Origin of the sequence: Nakamurella deserti (assembly GCF_003260015.1) — a bacterium.
GTDB classification, from domain to species: Bacteria; Actinomycetota; Actinomycetes; order Mycobacteriales; family Nakamurellaceae; genus Nakamurella; species Nakamurella deserti.
In genome coordinates this window covers 1,197,130-1,215,101 of sequence record NZ_QCXS01000002.1, presented here as the reverse complement: position 1 = coordinate 1,215,101, position 17,972 = coordinate 1,197,130, and the positions used below count along the sequence as shown (strand labels likewise).

Annotated in this window: 17 protein-coding genes; 6 read left to right on the top strand and 11 right to left on the bottom strand. The window is 71.6% G+C overall.

Features of this window, described 5'->3' with window-relative positions:
- Positions 1–188: 188 nt before the first annotated feature.
- Positions 189–857: a TetR/AcrR family transcriptional regulator gene (locus tag DB033_RS05675; protein ID WP_111765827.1), complete on the bottom strand. Its 669-nt coding sequence runs from the start codon at positions 855–857 to the stop codon at positions 189–191.
- Positions 858–956: 99 nt separating this feature from the next.
- On the opposite strand from DB033_RS05675, the gene DB033_RS05670 reads away from it, so the two are divergent.
- Positions 957–1,877, top strand: coding sequence for an SDR family NAD(P)-dependent oxidoreductase (locus DB033_RS05670; protein ID WP_111765826.1), 921 nt, complete (start codon positions 957–959; stop codon positions 1,875–1,877).
- A gap of 250 nt (positions 1,878–2,127) precedes the next feature.
- Here DB033_RS05670 and DB033_RS05665 read toward each other — a convergent pair whose 3' ends face one another.
- The 4 genes from DB033_RS05665 to DB033_RS05650 all read right to left on the bottom strand — a co-directional run bounded on the left by DB033_RS05665 (position 2,128) and on the right by DB033_RS05650 (position 5,499).
- Positions 2,128–2,757: a TetR/AcrR family transcriptional regulator gene (locus DB033_RS05665; RefSeq protein WP_111765825.1), complete on the bottom strand. Its 630-nt coding sequence runs from the start codon at positions 2,755–2,757 to the stop codon at positions 2,128–2,130.
- Between the two features lie 203 nt (positions 2,758–2,960).
- A complete protein-coding gene (locus DB033_RS05660) occupies positions 2,961–4,157 on the bottom strand; it encodes an MFS transporter (RefSeq protein ID WP_205843664.1) in 1,197 nt (398 codons plus the stop codon).
- A gap of 50 nt (positions 4,158–4,207) precedes the next feature.
- Positions 4,208–4,696 (bottom strand): nuclear transport factor 2 family protein, encoded by a 489-nt coding sequence (locus DB033_RS05655; RefSeq protein WP_111765823.1) that lies wholly within the window; start codon positions 4,694–4,696, stop codon positions 4,208–4,210.
- A 56-nt stretch (positions 4,697–4,752) separates the two neighbouring features.
- On the bottom strand, positions 4,753–5,499 hold the full coding sequence (locus tag DB033_RS05650; RefSeq protein WP_111765822.1) for an SDR family NAD(P)-dependent oxidoreductase: 747 nt from the start codon (positions 5,497–5,499) through the stop codon (positions 4,753–4,755).
- Positions 5,500–6,844: 1,345 nt separating this feature from the next.
- On the opposite strand from DB033_RS05650, the gene DB033_RS05645 reads away from it, so the two are divergent.
- On the top strand, positions 6,845–7,813 hold the full coding sequence (locus DB033_RS05645) for a sugar phosphate isomerase/epimerase family protein (RefSeq protein ID WP_111765821.1): 969 nt from the start codon (positions 6,845–6,847) through the stop codon (positions 7,811–7,813).
- A 980-nt stretch (positions 7,814–8,793) separates the two neighbouring features.
- Positions 8,794–9,312, top strand: a complete 519-nt coding sequence (locus tag DB033_RS20550; protein WP_157970523.1) for an Lsr2 family DNA-binding protein — start codon at positions 8,794–8,796, stop codon at positions 9,310–9,312.
- Positions 9,313–9,498: 186 nt separating this feature from the next.
- On the opposite strand, the gene DB033_RS05635 is transcribed toward DB033_RS20550, so the two are convergent.
- Complete coding sequence (locus tag DB033_RS05635; RefSeq protein WP_111767272.1) at positions 9,499–9,852, bottom strand: DUF2200 domain-containing protein; 354 nt, start codon at positions 9,850–9,852, stop codon at positions 9,499–9,501.
- A gap of 564 nt (positions 9,853–10,416) precedes the next feature.
- Here DB033_RS05635 and DB033_RS05630 point away from each other — a divergent pair.
- Both DB033_RS05630 and DB033_RS05625 read left to right on the top strand, forming a co-directional pair.
- Complete coding sequence (locus DB033_RS05630) at positions 10,417–11,172, top strand: hypothetical protein (protein ID WP_157970522.1); 756 nt, start codon at positions 10,417–10,419, stop codon at positions 11,170–11,172.
- 142 nt (positions 11,173–11,314) lie between these two features.
- Positions 11,315–11,941 (top strand): HEAT repeat domain-containing protein, encoded by a 627-nt coding sequence (locus DB033_RS05625; RefSeq protein WP_111765819.1) that lies wholly within the window; start codon positions 11,315–11,317, stop codon positions 11,939–11,941.
- Between the two features lie 126 nt (positions 11,942–12,067).
- On the opposite strand, the gene kynA is transcribed toward DB033_RS05625, so the two are convergent.
- Together kynA and DB033_RS05615 are read right to left on the bottom strand one after the other, a co-directional pair.
- Positions 12,068–12,922, bottom strand: a complete 855-nt coding sequence (gene kynA / locus DB033_RS05620) for a tryptophan 2,3-dioxygenase (RefSeq protein ID WP_111765818.1) — start codon at positions 12,920–12,922, stop codon at positions 12,068–12,070.
- Positions 12,923–12,986: 64 nt separating this feature from the next.
- On the bottom strand, positions 12,987–14,843 hold the full coding sequence (locus DB033_RS05615) for a KUP/HAK/KT family potassium transporter (protein ID WP_157970521.1): 1,857 nt from the start codon (positions 14,841–14,843) through the stop codon (positions 12,987–12,989).
- A 208-nt stretch (positions 14,844–15,051) separates the two neighbouring features.
- Between DB033_RS05615 and DB033_RS05610 the strand changes: the two genes are divergently transcribed.
- A complete protein-coding gene (locus tag DB033_RS05610; RefSeq protein WP_205843663.1) occupies positions 15,052–15,363 on the top strand; it encodes a hypothetical protein in 312 nt (103 codons plus the stop codon).
- Between the two features lie 135 nt (positions 15,364–15,498).
- Here DB033_RS05610 and DB033_RS20545 read toward each other — a convergent pair whose 3' ends face one another.
- From DB033_RS20545 to DB033_RS05600, 3 genes are all read right to left on the bottom strand, one after another.
- Positions 15,499–15,657, bottom strand: coding sequence for a hypothetical protein (locus DB033_RS20545; protein ID WP_157970520.1), 159 nt, complete (start codon positions 15,655–15,657; stop codon positions 15,499–15,501).
- 245 nt (positions 15,658–15,902) lie between these two features.
- Positions 15,903–16,259 (bottom strand): hypothetical protein, encoded by a 357-nt coding sequence (locus DB033_RS05605; protein ID WP_111765816.1) that lies wholly within the window; start codon positions 16,257–16,259, stop codon positions 15,903–15,905.
- Between the two features lie 432 nt (positions 16,260–16,691).
- Positions 16,692–17,837: a metallophosphoesterase gene (locus DB033_RS05600; protein ID WP_111765815.1), complete on the bottom strand. Its 1,146-nt coding sequence runs from the start codon at positions 17,835–17,837 to the stop codon at positions 16,692–16,694.
- Positions 17,838–17,972: the final 135 nt, after the last annotated feature.

Genomic DNA, 17,972 nt, shown 5'->3' with positions numbered 1-17,972 from the left:
ACACCCCAACCGGCGGCGGGACTGAAGGTACAACACCACGGTGGCTCCGTGGACCCGGGGCACGGCGCGATCAGTCCGCTGTGACGGGGAAGGTCCAGGGCGGAGCTGACGACCGACTCTGCGTCAGTGCAGAGGTGGCCGCACCGTCCACGCCGACCGCTCCGTCGGCGGACCGGGTCCGACAACCGTCAGTCGCGGGGCACCACACCCAGCAGGGCCGAGGTCAAGGCGACCCGCAGCGCGTCCTCGAACTCGAGGTGGAACACGCCGAGCGCGGGTTCCTGCGCGTACGCGGCGAGCAGGCTGGGTGGCGGTGGTACGTAGGTGGCCAGGGCGCCCGCGGTGATCAGGCTGGTCAGGCAGAACAGGTCGGCGCGGTCGCCGATCTCGGGTACGTGCCGGCAGACGAGTCCGCTCATCGTCGTGAGCTTGGCCAGGGCGGAGCGCTTGTGCTCCCGGACCACGTCGACCGAGACGTTGTGCTCCAGGACGCCACCTTGCGCACCGAACAGATCGCACAGCACCACCTGCGATGCGAGCGAGCGGCTCAGGATGGCGGCCAGCTGGGTGGCCCGGATCTCGGGCTCGGCGTCATGGTCGATGCCCGCCTCCAGCTCGTCGCTCAGGCCGCCGAGCCAACGGCCGAGTGCATCGTCGAGCAGGTCGAGCAGCACCGCCTCCCGAGACTCGAAATAGCGCAGCACATTCGACTTGGCCAACCCGACGCGGCGGCTCAGCTCGTTCAGACTCAGCTGCGTCACGGGCATCTCCTGCAGCATGGCCGCCGCGGTGTCCAGGATCGCCCGCCGGCGGATGTCCCGCTGCTCCTCGCTCCGCGCGCGCTGAAACGTCGTCATGGACCCATCCTACACAAGAGACCAGTGGTTCTTTGACAACCGACCGGTGGTGTCTTAACGTCGGGGATGTAAGAGACCATCGGTACTTAAGGAGACACCATGACCATCACGTGGACCGAGCAGCACGTCCCTGATCAGCACGGCCGGGTGGCGATCGTGACCGGCGCCAACACCGGGCTGGGTTTCCAGACCGCCCGGACGCTCTCGGCGCGCGGGGCGACGGTCGTCCTGGCGGTGCGCGATGCCGCGAAAGGCAGGCAGGCAGCCGCCCGCATGGGCGGTGACGTCACCGTGCAGGCTCTTGATCTGACCTCACTGGACTCCATCCGCTCCGCGGCAGCCGACCTGCGGGCCGCGCATCCCCGTGTCGATCTGCTGATCAACAACGCCGGGGTGATGTACACGCCGCGGCAGACCACGGCTGACGGGTTCGAGATGCAGTGGGGTACGAACCATCTCGGCCATTTCGCGCTGACCGGATTGTTGCTGGACCAGCTCACGCCGGTACCCGGCTCCCGTGTCGTCACCGTCAGCAGCAACGGCCACCGCATCCGGGCGGCCATCCACTTCGACGACCTGCAGTGGGAGCGCTCGTACAGCCGCTCCGCAGCCTACGGCCAGTCGAAACTCGCCAACCTGATGTTCACCTACGAGCTGCAGCGCCGACTCGCACCGCACGGCACCACGATCGCCGTGGCCGCTCACCCCGGGGTGGCCAACACCGACCTCGCCCGCAGCACGCCCGCTGCGCTGCGGGTGCCACTCACGTTGCTCGCCCCGCTACTCACCCAGAAGCCGGAGATGGGTGCGTTGCCGACCCTTCGCGCCGCCACGGACCCCAGCGTCCTCGGCGGCCAGTACTACGGTCCCGACGGACGAGGAGAGAACCGGGGTCACCCCGAGGTCGTGACGTCGAGTCCGGCCTCCTACGACCTCGCCGTCCAGCAGAGGCTGTGGAGCGTGTCCGAAGAACTCACCGGCGTCCGGTTCCCCGTCGCACCGAGTTCGGTGACTCCCTGAACCGCACACACCGCGCGGGAAGGGGCGACGTGACTCGGCCCTCGACCATCACCCCGGTCGCGGCGGGAGGCTGACTGCCCGAGACCGTGCGCCCTCGAGCACAGTCGCGGGCAGGGTCCGTGATGCTGACGGCGTGGCCCGCCGGGTGCGGATCTGCATGCGCTGGTCCCGGCCCCACGGGACCGAGGCTGCGCCGCCGCGGACCGACCACCCCCTGCCGACGCCCCGGTGGGACGCCGTCGAGGAGACCTCAGGCCCAGTCGCCGTCACCGGTCCCGAGGTGGTCGCGGCCGAGATCGGTGAGCGGGATGGCCCCCATGCTGGTCAGGCCGATGTCGAGAAGCGTCGCCCGGGGCACGCCGGATCCACCGAGCGTGGACATCCCCTCGATGACCGCGCAGAAGTAGGTTCCGAGTGAGTCCGCGTCGGCGGCCGCGTCGATCTCGCCGGCGGCCTGCGCCTCGGCGATACAGGCGGCGTAGTGCGTCCGCATCGTGTCGAACGCGGCCGCCACGGTCGAAGCCACCTCGGTGTCCTGGGCGGAGAGCTCGACAGCGGCCTTGGTGAACAGGGACGGCGGGGCCTGTGCGGAGCCGTGTTCGACCGCGACCTTGACGAGCTGTTTGCGGATGCGCCCGATGGGGCTGTCGGATCCGTGCCGGATCGATTCGACGGCGTCGACCGCCTCGGCGGCGTCGCTGAGGAACGCCTTCATGAAGAGTTCCTTCTTGCCGCCGAACGCGTTGTACAGGCTCTGCCGGGCCAGGCCGGTCGCCTCGAGGAGCGTGTCGAGGGACGTTCCCGCGAAACCGCTCTCGGCGAACGCCTTGCGGGCACGGGCGACGACGTCCGCTTCGTCGAAGGTGCGGGGTCTCGGCATGGTCGTCCTCCGGCTCGAGTTCGTGACGCGTCGTCCATCATCCCGTACCGCGCGCACTCCGACCGCAAATGCGGGGTCGGCGACGGCATCCCGGCAGAGCCGTGGCGGGTCGACCGCATGCGGGACGGGCGGACCGGAGCCGACCGGACCCACGCGGCCGGGTGCAGGGGCGCGCACCGAAGCGACGCGCGGAAGCGCTGCCGTCAGCGCTCGGTCGCCGTCGCCGGGTGCCCGCGGTCGGTCGCACCGGAGGGCGGTTCCCCGCGGGGACCGGGCGCTGCGGTGCGCGAACCGAGAGCGACGAACAGGACGGCACCGACCAGGGCGACCGCTCCGGCGAGCCGGAAGTCCGCGTCGAGACCGAGGGAGGTCACCGCCACGCCGCCGAGGACCGAGCCCGCCGCGAGGGCGAGCTGGATCGTCGTGACGAACAGCGCCAGGCCTGTCTCCGTCCCGGCCGGTGACGCGGTCGACATCCACGTCTGCAGGGCCAGAGGCAGCACACCCCAGACGAAACCCCACACCACGACCAGCACGAGGACGCCGGCGAGCGCGTGCGCCGACAGCGGTAGCAGCACCACCGCCACGGCGAGTACGACCTTCGCGATCGCGGTCGTGCCGAGCACGCTGTGGCTCAGCGTCACGCCGGCCACGAAGTTGCCCGCGATCCCCGCCACGCCGAATGCGAGCAGCGCGACGGTCACCGTGCCGGGACCGGCGGCGGCCCGGTCCTGCAGGAAGGGGGCCATGTAGGTGGAGGCGGCGAATTGCGCGGCGAAGGCGAAGGCGGCCGCGACGAGCCCGATCCGGGCGCGCGGCACGCGGAACAGCGTCCCCAGCATCGACACCCGCACCCGTGGTGGCGCAATGATCTTCGGCAGGTACGCCAGCTGCAGCCCGAGCGCGACCAGGCCGACCACACCGCCGATGACGAAGGCCAGGCGCCAGTTCGAGAGTGCCGAGACCGCCGCGCCGAGCGGGAGGCTGACGACGGTGGCGACCGAGATGCCCCCGGTGATCAGCGCTGTCGCCCGGATCGTGTCCGCCTCCGCCACCAGGCGGCCGGCGATGCCGGCACCGATCGCCCAGAACCCGCCCAGACCCACCCCCAGCAGTGCCCGGGCCAGCAGCAGGACGGAGAAGGTGGGCGCGACGGCGGCGAGAACGTCCGAGACGACCAGCAGTCCACTCAGACCGATGAGCACGACGCGACGGTCGAGGCCGGAGGCGGCCACGGTGACGGTGGGAGCGGCGACCGCCGCGAAAAGGCCCGTCACGACGACCATCAGGCCCGCGGCTCCGATCCCGACGTCGAGGTCGGAGGCGATGGCGGGCAGCAGCCCGACGGGCAGGAACTCCGAGAGGACGATCGCGAACGAACCCAGCGCGACGGAACTCACGCCGAGCCACCCCCGGTTCGATGGGTGACCCGTCGCGACGAGTGGCTGGTTCATGCCACGGCCGCCATCAGGACCGAGGGGTCGCCTTCGAGCCATCGGTTGTCCATCGTGAATCGCGCCACCCGCGGTCCCGCGGGAGTGGGACGGACGTGGAAAGCCCAGGTGTTGCCCATCAGCACGTGCCGCGTCTTCGTGCTGTCCGGGCCCTCCCCCGGCAGATAGTGCTGCGCCAGTGCGTAGGCCTCGACGACCCAACCGTCGTCGACGGCGCGGAACGTCACGTTGGACACCATGTGCGTGGTGTCGAGGGGCCCGACGGAGCCGATCATGGCTGGTACGACCGTGTCGCGGCCTGTCAGGACCGGGAACTCGAGTCCGATCCGGGTCGTGGCGGGGGTCAGGTCGACGACGACGTCCTCGGTGAGCAGGTCCGTCAGGACGTCCGCGTCGCCCTGGTCGAGCGCCTTGGCCCACAGCAGGGGCAACGGCGCGAGCTCACGCTCGGTCTCGAACGGGACGGGCGTGGTGTGGTCGGTCATCAGATGGGTTTCCTTGCGGGTCGATGGGTGTCCGGACGTGGGTGGGGACGGTGGGGTCAGGCGATCGAGGCGCCGCCGTCGACGAAGACCTCGCTGCCGGTCATGCCGGAGCTCTCGCTGGAGACCAGGAAGAGGACGGCGGCGGCGACCTCCTCGGGGCGCAGCACCCTCCGGAACGGCAGTCCGGCGGCGATCGCCGCCAGGAGTCCGTCTTCGTTGCCCGGGGCGAGCCCCTTGAGTCCGGGCGTCTCGGTCGGTCCGGGAATGATCGTGTTGATGCGGATCCGCCGAGGGGCGAGCTCGGCCGCCCAGGTACGGGTCAACGTCGCGACCGCGGCCTTCGAGGCGCCGTAGAGACCGAAGTTCTTCTCGGTTCCCGACCCGGCGGTGGACCCGGTGATTACGATCGCGGCTCCCTCGTTGAGGAAGGGCACCGCGCCCTGCACGGTCAGCGTGGTGCCACGGACGTTGGTGGCGAAGACGGCGTCGATGTCGGCGGCCGTCACGTCGGCCAGGGGCTTGAACTCGCCCAGGCCGGCGTTGGCGTGCACCGCGTCCAGTCCGCTTCCCCGCGCCGCCACGACCTCGAACAGCGTGGTCACGTCGGCGGGATCCGACGCGTCCGCGCGCACGGCGGTGACCGCGTCGCCGAACTCCGCTGCGACCTCGTCGAGCTGCGCCTGCCGGCGCCCGGTCACGATGACATGGGCCCCCTCGTCGACGAAACGGCGTACGACCGCTCGTCCGATCCCCGACGTGCCACCGGTCACGAGGGCTGTCCTGCCGTTGAGTACTGCGTCCATGGTGGAGCTCCGTTCTGTTATTGACTGATCGGTCTCGAAGCTAGACCGTAGTGGACCGTTCAGTCAATAACGTGTGCGGACGGTGGGAAGCGTCTCCGGCAGAGGGTGGACGTGGCCCGCACGGCGACCGCGACGTGGGGGTCCGACGAGGGGTGAGCCGAGGAGTTCCGGGCGAGATGCGGGACGGTGAGCATGTGTCGCGTGGGTCGGATGCGGGTCGCCGGGCCGGGAGTCCGTCGGCCACGTGTCCGTCTCCGACCAGCGGGTGGCGCACGTCGCGTGGCGCACGTCGGATGGATGGCCGTCCAGGTGGTGCCGGCCGTCCGACGGTGCCGGTTCCAGGGCCTTCGACGGCTTGCCCGTTTCGAGCCCGCGAGGCTCGGATTCCGGCGGACGTGGCGGTCCGTCGACCGCGGGGGGCAGAAGGCTCGGATCTCGGTGAACGCGGTGGTCCGTCGAGCGATCGGGGCCCGGGCTCGGACCTCGGCGAACGTGGTGGTCCGTCGACCCACCCGTGCCGACGGGTCACCACAGCCACGTCTGTGGCGGCGGCGGTCGCCGTCGTGGTTGACCGCGCGGGCGCGGTTCCCGGGCCGGGTGGTTCAGGTCAGAACGAGGACCTGATCACCGGATCGCCGCGCGCTGCCGTACCCGTGCGACGCGGCGGACGTGGCGATCCCCGCATCGCCGCCGGGCGAGCCGCGGGTCGGTGGCGGGATCGCTGGGGCCCGGCGTCACCACGCCATCAGCGCGAGCAGGAATTTCAGCAGCCCGAGCCACCACTCCCCGCCATCGACACTGTTCATCCGCTCCCCCTCGCTCCGCCCGCACATCCGGCCTCGCCGACGTGATCACATCACCCGTGTCAAGGGTGCCGTTGCGCGGCAACGGTTCTGTGCGTGTGCGCGACGATCGCCCACGGCACCGCAACGCCGGCTCGGACGAACCGTTCCGGGTGGTCGGGAGGATCGCCCTCCGGATCCCCCGACACCCCTCGCGAGCCCGAGTCGAGCGGGTGGCCGGCCGTCGCGCGGCGCCGTCGGCCGGCGGCACGCAAGGGACGAGCCACTCCCAGGGACGGCTCGTCCTCGCGGTCGAGACCCGCTCCCGGGTCCGAGAATCAGCGATGCCCGCCGAGGCGCCTTCCACCCGACGACGTCCGGGTCGGGCCCCGGCGGAGTTTCCTCGATCCGGCGGAGGTCTCGCCACACAGGTGCTGATGCGATCACGCCGACCCCCGGGGGTGGCGACGGAACCGCAAACGGCATAGATTTGTCCGGACATACACACATACATCACGCTGGGCGGTCGACGACCTGCACCGGCGTCCGAGGAAGGGCCGTCGATGAAGATCGGGCTCATCACCGATTCGGTGAGTCATCTGCCGTTCACCGAGGTCCTCGACCTCGCCCAGCGGTTGGGATTGTCGTCCGTGGAGGTCGCCACCGGCAACTGGTCCACCGCTCCGCACGCCGACCTCGCCGCCCTGGTGCGCTCGTCGGCCGCGCGGGAGGAATTCCTCGGTCAGATCGCCGCCCGCGACGTGACGCTGTCGGCACTCAACGCCAACGGCAACCAGCTGCACCCGGTCACCGGCCCCGAGCACGACCGGGTCGTCCGCGACACCATCCGCGCCGCCGCCGCCATGGACGTGCCGACGGTGGTGCTGATGTCGGGACTACCCGGCGGCGGCCCGGACGACCGCACCTCGAACTGGATCACCACCGCCTGGCCGCCGGAGAACATCACCGCGCTGACGTACCAGTGGGAACAGGTGGCCCTGCCCTACTGGACGGAGCTCGCCGCGTTCGCCCGTGATCACGGGGTCCGGCTGGCCGTGGAGGCCTGCGGCAGTCAACTCGTGCACACCGTCTCGTCGCTGCAGCGGCTCATCGACCACGCCGGCTCCGACGTCGTCGGGGCCAACCTGGACCCGTCGCACCTGATGTGGATGGGTGCCGACATCCCGTCGGTGATCCGGGCTCTCGGTCCGTCGATCTTCCATGTCCACGCCAAGGACGTGCGCATCAACCCGTGGGCGGCCGCCACCGACGGACTCCTGGACACCGTCCCCATCACCACCCCACACCGACGGGCCTGGAACTACGTCACCCTCGGGCTCGGACACGCCGACGGGAGCTCGTTCTGGGCCGACTTCGTCTACCAGCTCAGGGCTGTCGGCTACGAGGGCACGCTCAACATCGAACACGAGGACGCGCTGGTGAGCGCCGCCGAAGGCGTCACCCGGGCCGCCACGCTGCTGAAGGACGTCCTGCTGGTCGACGCCCCGGACTGGACACCCGCCGCCATCTGATCACCGCCGCGGACCACGCCGACAGGACCACCCCGACGCAGCACTGACCGGCGACTCGTGATGGCATCCGCCGGTGGCGCCGCGACGCCCGACGGAAACGGAGTGATCGCAGCGGCGGCGACCGACACCTCGGGGAGCGCGACCACGGCGCACCCGTCACCGACGCGACGGCCCGGTCGCGTCGGTGACGGGCCGGCCGGTTCGTCGACGCCCCGCCTCCGACCGGCGACCCTGGCAACGGATGCACCCCCGACGATGCTCAGAAGTCACCCGGGTTCTCGACCGCGGCCGGACACACGGCTGAAAGCTGCGGTCGGCGCCGCCCCGGCAAGGCACACCCGGTTGCGACGATCACGTCGCCCGCGCGCGTCAGGACGACCTCGAGACGTGTCGGGGCCGGGTGGTGCTGATGTCGGCCGCCGGGAACTCCCGCCCGCGATGACGGTGGAGGTGGCCGACACGGTCACGCCGCCACCGAAACCGACGCCGAGAAGAGTCGCTCGGAACAGTAGCCTGGACGCGGCGACCCACCACAGCCCCGCCAGCAGAAGATCGGCGAACATCCCATTGTTTCCTCGACTTCATCGATCCCCGTGGCTCGGAACACCGCACCAGGCGTGGCCCGACACGCGCAGCGCCGGCCGGCGTGGTGGCTGCCGGTCGTGCGGACGGTGACCGCCGTCGGCGCCGCGGGATGCGACATCAGCGGGCCAGCCGAACCGGAGGCCGTCGGTACCCAGACCTGTTGTGCAGCACCTGAACTCGTGGGGTGCCAGGGGATCGGTCGCTGTGCGGTGCGAATGTGCGCGCCGTCGTCTTCTGCACGAGCGCCGCGGACGGGCACGCGACCGGTCCACCGCCGACACCGCGACCGGACGCCGGTTCGTGACCCGATGGCCGGTCATTCGGCTCGGCCCGTGAAATCCGCGGATTGCGCGTCGATCACTCGTGATTGCGCGTTCTGGCTATGCTTTGTCCGAATGAATGATCGATTGAAGGAGATTCCGGTGGCCAGCAAGACAGTTCGGATCTACACCAGCGATCTGACCGGAAAAGACATCAAGAACACCGACGAGCTGGTCGAGATCCGCGTGTTGGACCACCCCAGCATCAACCGTCCGGTGACATTGGACGCCTACGCTCTCGAGGTGCAGAGCCTGCTCGACGCCGGCGACCAGTTCGTCACGCTCGAGGTGGTCCTCCCCGGTCAGGCTCCGCGGCGGGTCGTCGTGCCCGGGGACGTCTTCGACAAGGTGTTCGAGTCCGACGTCGACGAGACACTCGCCAACGCCGAGCCGTACTACCCCTCGGCAGCCCCACCGGCCCACCGCACAGGTCGGGCGCCCGCCGCCAGACGCGAGCCCTCGTCGTCCGATTCCGGATCGCGGGAACAGCGCGCTGCCGTCAGGGACTGGGCGAACAACAACGGTTACACCGTCGGCGACCGCGGGCGCATCAAGGCGGAGATCATCGAGGCGTTCGAGGCCGCTCACCAGTGACCGCCGGATGACCGGTCGGCGGCCGGCGGACCCGATCCACCCGGCGCCGGACGGCTGAAGTGACACCTGGCGTCGCGAACCAGGTCTCGGACACCGGCGCACCCGGCCGCGGGCCCGCCGGGCTGTCGCCGACGTGACCGCCCCGCGGCCGCGGCGGGACGTCGTCGACGCGCCGACCCCAGGGCGCTACGAGCCACGCAGGATCGACGCCATCTTCTTCCCCCGGGCGACCTCGTCGACGAGCTTGTCCATGTAACGGATGTTGCGCATCAACGGGTCCTCGATCTCCTCGACGCGCATCCCGCAGATCACGCCGGTGATCAGGGACGCGTTCGGATTCATCGCGGGCGCGGCGGCGAAGAACTGCTCCAGGGTCACTTCGTCCTCGAGCGCCCGGGTCAGAGCGGCGTCGTCGTACCCGGTCAGCCAGGACACGACGAGATCGACCTCCGCCGCGGTGCGGCCCTTGCGTTCGGCCTTGGCCACGTAGTGCGGGCGGATGGCGGCGTACGGGGTGGCGAAGATGCGGTGTCCGCCCATCGAGTTCACCTGGTCCCTTCGGTCTCGGCTGGGCCCGCCCCGACGGGACCAGGCCGCAACCCCCATGCAAGCCGACGGCACCCCGCCGGGCAAGATGCGGTCCCGCCGACCGGTCGGTGAGCCCCCCGGCCGACTCCCGCCGGCTCCCTGTTCCGCAAGGCCTTGGACGCAGCACCCCCGGTGCCGGCAGCCGGCCGGAGCTCCCGGCCGCACCAGACGCCGACGGGATCGCGAGCGGCCCGTCGGGCGCGAGCGGCCGGATCGGCGCCGGTCCTGTCACGTCGGCGGCCCGTTCGGCGCTCCGTGACCTGTCTGAGTCGGCGGCCCTGTCACGTCGGCGGCCCGGTCGTGTCGGCGGACCGTTCGGCGGTCGGGTGGCCCGTTCGGCGTCGTAACCCGGTCCGTACTCGGCGGCCCGATCGCGCGCGCGGCCCGATCGCGCGGGCGGGCCCGATCGCGCGAGCGGCCCGTTCGGCGTGAGCGCCCCGATCGGCGCCAGCGGCCCGCCGGTGCGACGATGCACCTCTGGCCACACCCCCCTGCCGTCGGCTCCGAGAGGCGTACATGACCACACCGATCCCCGGATCACGGGCCGGAGTGCCTGTCGTGCTCGGAGTGGCGGTGCTGATGCTGTCCGGATGTGCGGGAACGCGGACCCCGCAGTCCTCCGCGCCGACCGGGTCCGCCCCGCCGGTCACCACGACGGTCGAGCCGGCGGAGTCCGCGGAGGTCCCGACGGCGGACAATTCGCCGGTGGAGGTGCCGCCGGCCGAGGATCCGGCCGCGGTCACCACGGGAGGACGGGTCATCGAATCCCTCGACGAAGCCAGGAGGATCTTCGGCGACAGTGGGGACGCCTCACTACCCCACAGCTTCCTCGACACCTACGTCACCGACCACGGCGACGAGTACGCCGGCTACGTCGGCACCGGGGGCGCGGAGGGCGTCACCGCGGGTGTCCTCTACCTGCTGGCCTCCCACCCGGTGATCAGTGACGAGCTCCAGGAGGGCATCGATCTCGCCCGCGAACGCGGGATGACCATCACGATCGAGGAGCGCGAGCTGTCCAAGAACGCGTTGTGGAGCATCGCCGACCACATCGTCGCCGACCCGGACTGGCCGCGTGCCGTCATCATGTGGGGTGTCGACGTGCGGGCGGGTCAGGCGGTCGTCGGGCTCGACGACCGCCTCGCGCCGGACGACTTCGAGCGCATCCGGGTCGGCATCGTCGCGCGGTACTCCCCGCACGTCCGTGTGAAGTCGGCGGCGATGGCGCAGACCGGCGACGGATCACGGGCGGGCACCGCTTCCACCGGGTGAGTGCCCGACGGTGCCGATGGCGGGGCGTCGATCCTCCGACCGCACCACCGTGCGCCGGCGTCGCGCCGGGCGGGCCGCCGGCGGCGCCGCGGATCGGGCAAGGTGGGTGTGCAGGCGTCGGATCGCGGACCGGGAGGACGGCATGGATGACGGCGGAAAGGCGTGGCGCCTGGAGGCCGCGCTGACCCAGCGGGACCCCTCCGCGCGGCTGCGGGCCGCCATGGCCGCGGGCACCCGGCCCGATCCGCACTTCGTCGAGGTCCTCGTCGCGCGGTGCGCCGTCGAGCCCGATCTCTCGGTGCGCGAGATGCTGACCTGGGCCCTGGTCCGCCACGACCAGGACCTCACGGTCGACCGCCTGGTTCTCGAGCTCCGCTCCGACATCCTCCAGGCCAGAAGCCAGGCGCTGCACACCTTGTCGAAGATCGGGAACCGGCGGGCGTGGCCGGCCGTCACCCGCGAACTGCTGCTGCATCCCGACGACACCGTCGCCCGCACCGCCTGGCGCACCGCGGCCGGCCTCGTCCCGCCCGACCGGCGGTCCGCCCTCGCCGAGCTGCTGGTCACGCAGCTCGGGCGCGGCGGGCGGGACGTGCAGCTGAGCCTCTGCCGGGCGCTGGCCATGCTCGGCGACACCGCGCTGCCCGCCGTCCGTCGGGCCAGGGTCGACCCCCGCCCGGAGATCCGGGCACACGCCATCGCCACCGAGCGGCTCATCCTCGACCCCGAGGAACCGCCGTTCGCCTTCCTGGACGTGACCGGCACCTGAGCCGGAGAGTCGGCGCGCCCGACCTCGCCACGGTCACGGCAGGGGCTGCGACGGTCACCGCGGGCGCGGCCCGCTCCGGCGGTCGATCAGTGGCCGGACGTTCCGGGCGGACGGCACCGACCGTGGTCAGGAGCCGATCTCGGTCCGGACCGCGAACAACTCCGGGAAGAACGTGAGGCTCAAGGCCCGCTGCAGGAAGTCGACCCCGGTCGAGCCGCCGGTGCCCGTCTTCATCCCGATGGTCCGCCGGACCGTGCGCATGTGCCGGAACCGCCACAGCTGGAAGTTGTCCTCGAGGTCGACGAGCTCCTCGCACGCCTCGTAGACGCTCCAGTTGCGATGGGCGTCCTCGTACAGGGCCGCGAACACCGGCACCAGCTCGGGGGTGAACACGTGTGCCTTGGTGACGTCCCGCTCCAGGACCGGCGCCGGGATGTCGAAGCCCTGCCGCGAGAGGTAACGCAGGAACTCGTCGTAGAGGCTGGGCTCGTCCAACAGCGTCTGCAGCAGCTCACGAGCCTGCGGTTCGCTGTCGAACACGGCCAGCATCTTCGCGTTCTTGTTGCCGAGCACGAACTCCAGCGCCCGGTACTGGTAGGACTGGAACCCCGACGAGCTCGCCAGGAACCCGCGGAACTGCACGTACTCGGTGGGCGTCAGCGTCGCCAGCACCGACCACTGCTGGGTCATCGTCTCCTGGATGTGTTTGCAGCGGGCGATGCGCTTCATCGCCGTCGGCAGGTCGTCCAGCCGGATCGAGTCCTTGGCCGCCCGCAGCTCGTGCAGGAGCAACTTGATCCAGAGCTCGCTGGTCTGGTGCTGGATGATGAACAGCAACTCGTCGTGGTGGACGGGGACGCTCTGCGGGCGTTGCGCCGCCAGCAGCTCGTCCAGCGCGAGATACGAGCTGTAGCTCATGCGCTGCGAGAAGTCGGTGACGATCCCGTCTTCCAGCGGCCTGGTGTTGCCGTCAACGGTCATGCGTGTGGTCCCCTCCATCCCGCGGAACGACACCGTCGTCACCGCCCGGTCACGCTATCCCGCCTCAGATGACCACGTCACGCCCGACGACGACGGTGCGGTCGGTCGGCAGCCCGAGGGCGTCGATGCGGTCGGGGGCGATCCGGTCCAGCCCGATGTACACCCGCTGCCGCCAGGTGGCCGGCACCGTCTGCGGCCGCCGGTGCGGGGTGACCTCGGACAGGAAGTAGATCGCCGCGTCCACGTCGACCCCGGTCATCAGCTCGTTCCCGGACACCGCCGACGCGACCAGTTCGGGCACCGAGAAACGCTCGTCGTAGCCGACGGTGAAGCCGATCTCGACCACACCGCGGCCGTGGTCGACGACACGGACCCGGTCCGCCGGCGCCACGACGGCCAGATCCGACACCGTCGTGTGCAGGATCAGGACGTGCTCGTGGAGCACCTGGGTGAAGTCCAGCATCGACCGCAGGGCGAGCGGGGCGATGTCGGCGACCCGGGTGAGGTACACCGCCGTCCCCGGCACCCGGGTCGCGCCGGCGTGCTGCTCGATCTCGGTGTCGATCCGGAAGTCCGCGGTGCCCACGTCGTCCTGCAGGCGCCGGCGCAGCCGCACCGTGCCCCACCGCCAGATGCCCATCAGCGTGGCGAGGACGAACCCGATGGACAGCGGCAGCCAGCCGCCGGTGGGGATCTTCAGGGCGTTGGACGCCAGGAACACCAGCATGACCAGCAGGATGAGCGCGCCGACGGTGACCTGCGGGCTCCGCGGGGTCGTGAGCCGGCGCAGGACCAGGTAGATGGTCGTGGTGATGACGATCGTGATGGTCACGGCGAGCCCGTAGGCGTCGGTGAGGGCCTCCGAGCTGCGGAAGGTGAGCACGAGCGTCAGCACCGCCGCCGCCAGCACCACGTTGACCGCGGGCAGGTAGATCTGCCGGGGGTTCTCGTCCGAGGTGTGCAGGACGCGCAACCGCGGCAGCAGGCCGAGCCGGCCCGCCTGGTGGACCACGCTGAAGCTGCCGGAGATCACGGCCTGCGAGGCGATGACGGTGGCCAGGGTGGCGATGACCACGGTGGGCAGGGTGGCCCACCGGGGGACGAGGTCCCAGAAGGGGTCCTGGACGGCGTCGGAGGTGCGCAGCACCTCGGCGCCCTGGCCGAGGTAGTTGCACAGCAGGGCGGGGAACACCACGGCCAGCCAGGCCAGCGCGATGGGCCGGCGGCCGAAGTGACCCATGTCGGCGTAGAGGGCTTCGGCGCCGGTGATCGCCAGCACCACCCCGCCGAGGGCCACGAAGGCGACCCAGGGTTGCTCGGCGACGAGCAGCACGATCCAGTGCGGTGACACCGCCGCGAGCACCTCGGGGCTGCGGACGAGCGACGCCACCCCGATCACCAGGATGATCGCGAACCACACCAGCATCACCGGCCCGAACAATCCGCCGATGCGCTCGGTGCCGAACCGCTGCAACAGGAACAGCCCGGCGAGGATGACCACGGCGATCGGCACCACCGCGTCCTGCAGCGCCTCGTCGTAGGTCTCGATCCCCTCCACCGCGGACAGCACCGACACCGCCGGGGTGATCACCGAATCGCCCAGGAAGGTCGCGGCACCGACCATGGCCAGCACCGCGCACGCCCGGGTGACGCGTGGCCCGGCCCCACGCAGCCGCAGCAGGCCGAACAGGGCCAGCAGCCCGCCCTCGCCCGCGTTGTCGATACGCATCAACAGCCGCACGTACAGCACGGTCACCACCAGGGTCAGCGCCCAGATCAGCATCGACACGGTGCCCAGCACCATGACCCGGTCGAGCCGGCCGTCCGGGGTGTTGAGGACCTGTTGGTAGGTGTAGAGCCCGCTGGTCCCGATGTCGCCGAAGACGATGCCGAGGGCGCCGATCGTGGAGGCCGCCCCCACGGGCGCGGCGCGGCGCGCCCGGGATCCGCGCGTTCCGACCGCCCGCGGCACTGTGGCCCCGCTCCCCCGCATGTCACTCACAGTCGTCGGTCTATCACACAGGCCCGCACGCAGGACGCCCGCCACCGGCGATGTCGGGAAGGGGGCCCAGACCGGCGATCGGTGCCGGGAGGCCCGGCGCTCCGGCGACGCGGTCTAGCCTGGACCGATGCCTCGACGATCAAGTGGTGCGGTGCGCCGTGGACGCACACCCGTCACGCCGGAGGCGGCGCCGACCGGGGGACGCGAGGACCACCAGGAGCTGCGCGAGGGCACCTTCACCGTCCGCAGCGTCACCGGCGCCGCTGCCCTCAAGACCTACCGCTGTCCAGGGTGCCAGCACGAGATCCGTTCGGGTACCGCTCATGTGGTGGTCTGGCCGGCCGCGGCCGACGTGACCGAGCGGCGGCACTGGCACTCCTCGTGCTGGCAACGGCGGTCCACCCGTGGTGGCCCCGGACCGTTGCCCTGGATCCTCTGACCCGACGGCGGCATCCGCGACGAGGCCATCCGGCCGCCCTATGGCGACGACCGGACCGCCGCCACCGCTGAGAGTCCCGCGCCGCAGCACCGGCGACCGACCCGGGGCGGCCGTCCTTCCCGGGCCCACCGCGGCTCAGTCGTCGGTGCTCCCGCTGTCCGCTGCCGGATCGACGCTGTCCGTGGACGCGTCGACCGTGCTCGGGTCGTCGCCGTCCACACCGAGACCGGAGTTGTCCGCGGCTCCCGCTGCGGATGCGGCCTTGCGCTCCTCGACCGAGTCCTGATCTGGCATGGTGCGCTCCCTGCTGTCGTCCCGGATGGGTCGACCTGTGGAATGCCCGTCCCCGACCGGGGCGAACCGCGCCCGGCGTGGGCACGCCCGGATGCGGGGTCGACCAACTTTTGCCGGCGCGCACCGGGCCTGCTGTGTGCCGGGCCGTGGCGTGTCCGACCGGGCCACGCGTGCGCCGGGGACCCCTCCGCCCCGGCGCACGGTGGTGACCGCACGGGCCGGTCCGTGTCCGGCCCTCAGGCCTCTCAACCCGTGCCGCACTGCGGGATCGACCACGGGTCGGTGAGCACCTTGACCGAGCGCGGTGGCGCGAAGGTGACGACGTTGTCGGCCGCGACGCGATACCATAGGTCGTCCCCGTGCACCTGCTGGCCCTTGGTCCAGCAGGTGACCAGGACCGGTGTGTTCTGCTTCAGGGTCAGCGCCGGGTGGAATTCGGTCGACGGGGAGCGGTAGGTGTACGTCTCCAGCACCCGGACGACTCCGGGCTGGGCCGCGGCGACCCGGTCGCCGCCGGTGTCGGCGAACGCCGCGGCCGCTCCTCCGGCGAGACCGGCGGCGCTGAGGGCGGTGACGGCGGCGACGGCGATGGCTCTGCGCATGAGGTTTCCCCTCTCGGATGCCGACCGGCGGGAGGGCCGGTCCGCGGACCGGGACTCTCCCGGTGCTCCTCCGAGTCTCGGCGGCGGGCGTCCCCCGGTGCAGCCACCGATCGGCCGGGAAGCCGGTGGAACGACCGTCCCCCGATCGGTGGCGGCTGCCGGGGGTGCCGGGCGGCGGACCAGCCGGACGGCATCGCGGTCGACGCCGCCCGTGGCACGGCCGGGCCGGGCGAGCCGGCCGGTCTGCCCGACCGTCCGTGGTGCTCGAGGTGACCCCGGGGGGGCCGACGGGGTCTCCCCAGCGGCGCACGTCGACGACCCGGGCCCCGCCGGGACCCACGATGAGCGTGACGTGCGACGGGGACGCCCGACCACCGGCGCACCGCCGACCGTCCGCCGCCACAACCCACTCCCGGCGGCGGGATCGTGCGGTCAGCCGGCGGTGAGGGTGAGCACGCTGACGTCCGGCGGCGCGCCGACCCGGACCGGCGGCCCCCAGAACCCTGCCCCGCGGCTGGTGAAGACCTGGGTGTCACCGACGCGGCTGAGCCCCGCGAGGGTCTTCTGCTGGGCCAGCACGGCGTAGTGGAAGGGCCAGACCTGGCCGCCGTGGGTGTGACCCGCGAGTTGCAGGTCGACACCGGCCGCCGCGGCCATCGCGGCCTGCCGTGGCTGGTGCGCCAGCAGCACCACCGTGTCGTCGGGCCGCCGCTGCGCCAGTGCCGAGGCGAGGTCGGCCGGGTCGCCGAACTCCTCGCCGGTGTAGTCGTTGATGCCGGCGAAGAACAGTCGGCTGTCACCCCGGGTGACCACGTGGGAAGCGTTGTGCAGCACCTCGACCCGCAGTTCGGGCAGCGCCTCTCGCCAGGCGACGGCGTCGCTGTAGTACTCGTGGTTGCCGGTGGTGAACAGGATGCCGTCGGGCGCCCGCAGGTCGGTGAGGGGCGCCGTCGCGTCGACCAGGGTGCTGGGCAGCCCGTCGGACAGATCACCGACCAGGGTGACGACGTCGACGCGTTCGGCGTTGACCAGGTCGACGACCTCCCGGGTGCGGGCGCGGCCGGAGATGGCACCCAGATGCAGATCGGTGGCCAGCGCGATGCGGTAGCCCTCGAACGCGGGTGGCAGCCCGGGGAGGGTGACCGTCTGTCGGACCACCCGGATCGGTCCGTGGGCCTGCGTGAGCCCGTAGCCGACGACCCCCGTCGCCACGGCCCCGGCGCCCACCGCCACCACGCGGGAGAGCAGCAGGCGGCGGGCGGCGTCGGTCGGACGGCGCCGGGCGCGACGCACCACCAGGAGGACCAGGCGGATCACCTCGCCGACCAGCAGCGCCAGGGTCAGGTAGAGAACCCCCGCCAGCCAGGTGTTGCCGGTGAAGTGCAGCGGCGTCCACTGCTGCAGAGGGCCGGAGCGCTGCGTCGCCAACGCGGTCACCAGGACGGCGAAGAGCAGCCCGAGCACGACGGCACCGGTGACCCGCCAACGCCGGGACCGGCCGGTCGACGCGACGAGACGCCAGTGGAGGTAGAGGTGCACGACCAGCACAAGGCCGCCGAGACCGAACAGGAACCCCATCCGGTCAGCCGGTCACAGGCTGATGGACGGCGGTCGGGGAGGCTGTGGGGAGGGAGGGCGTCACTCCGCCGAGTGTTCCAGACCGCCGGGCGTCCCCGCCCCCGCCGGACGCGTCCCGCCGACGGCCACGACCCG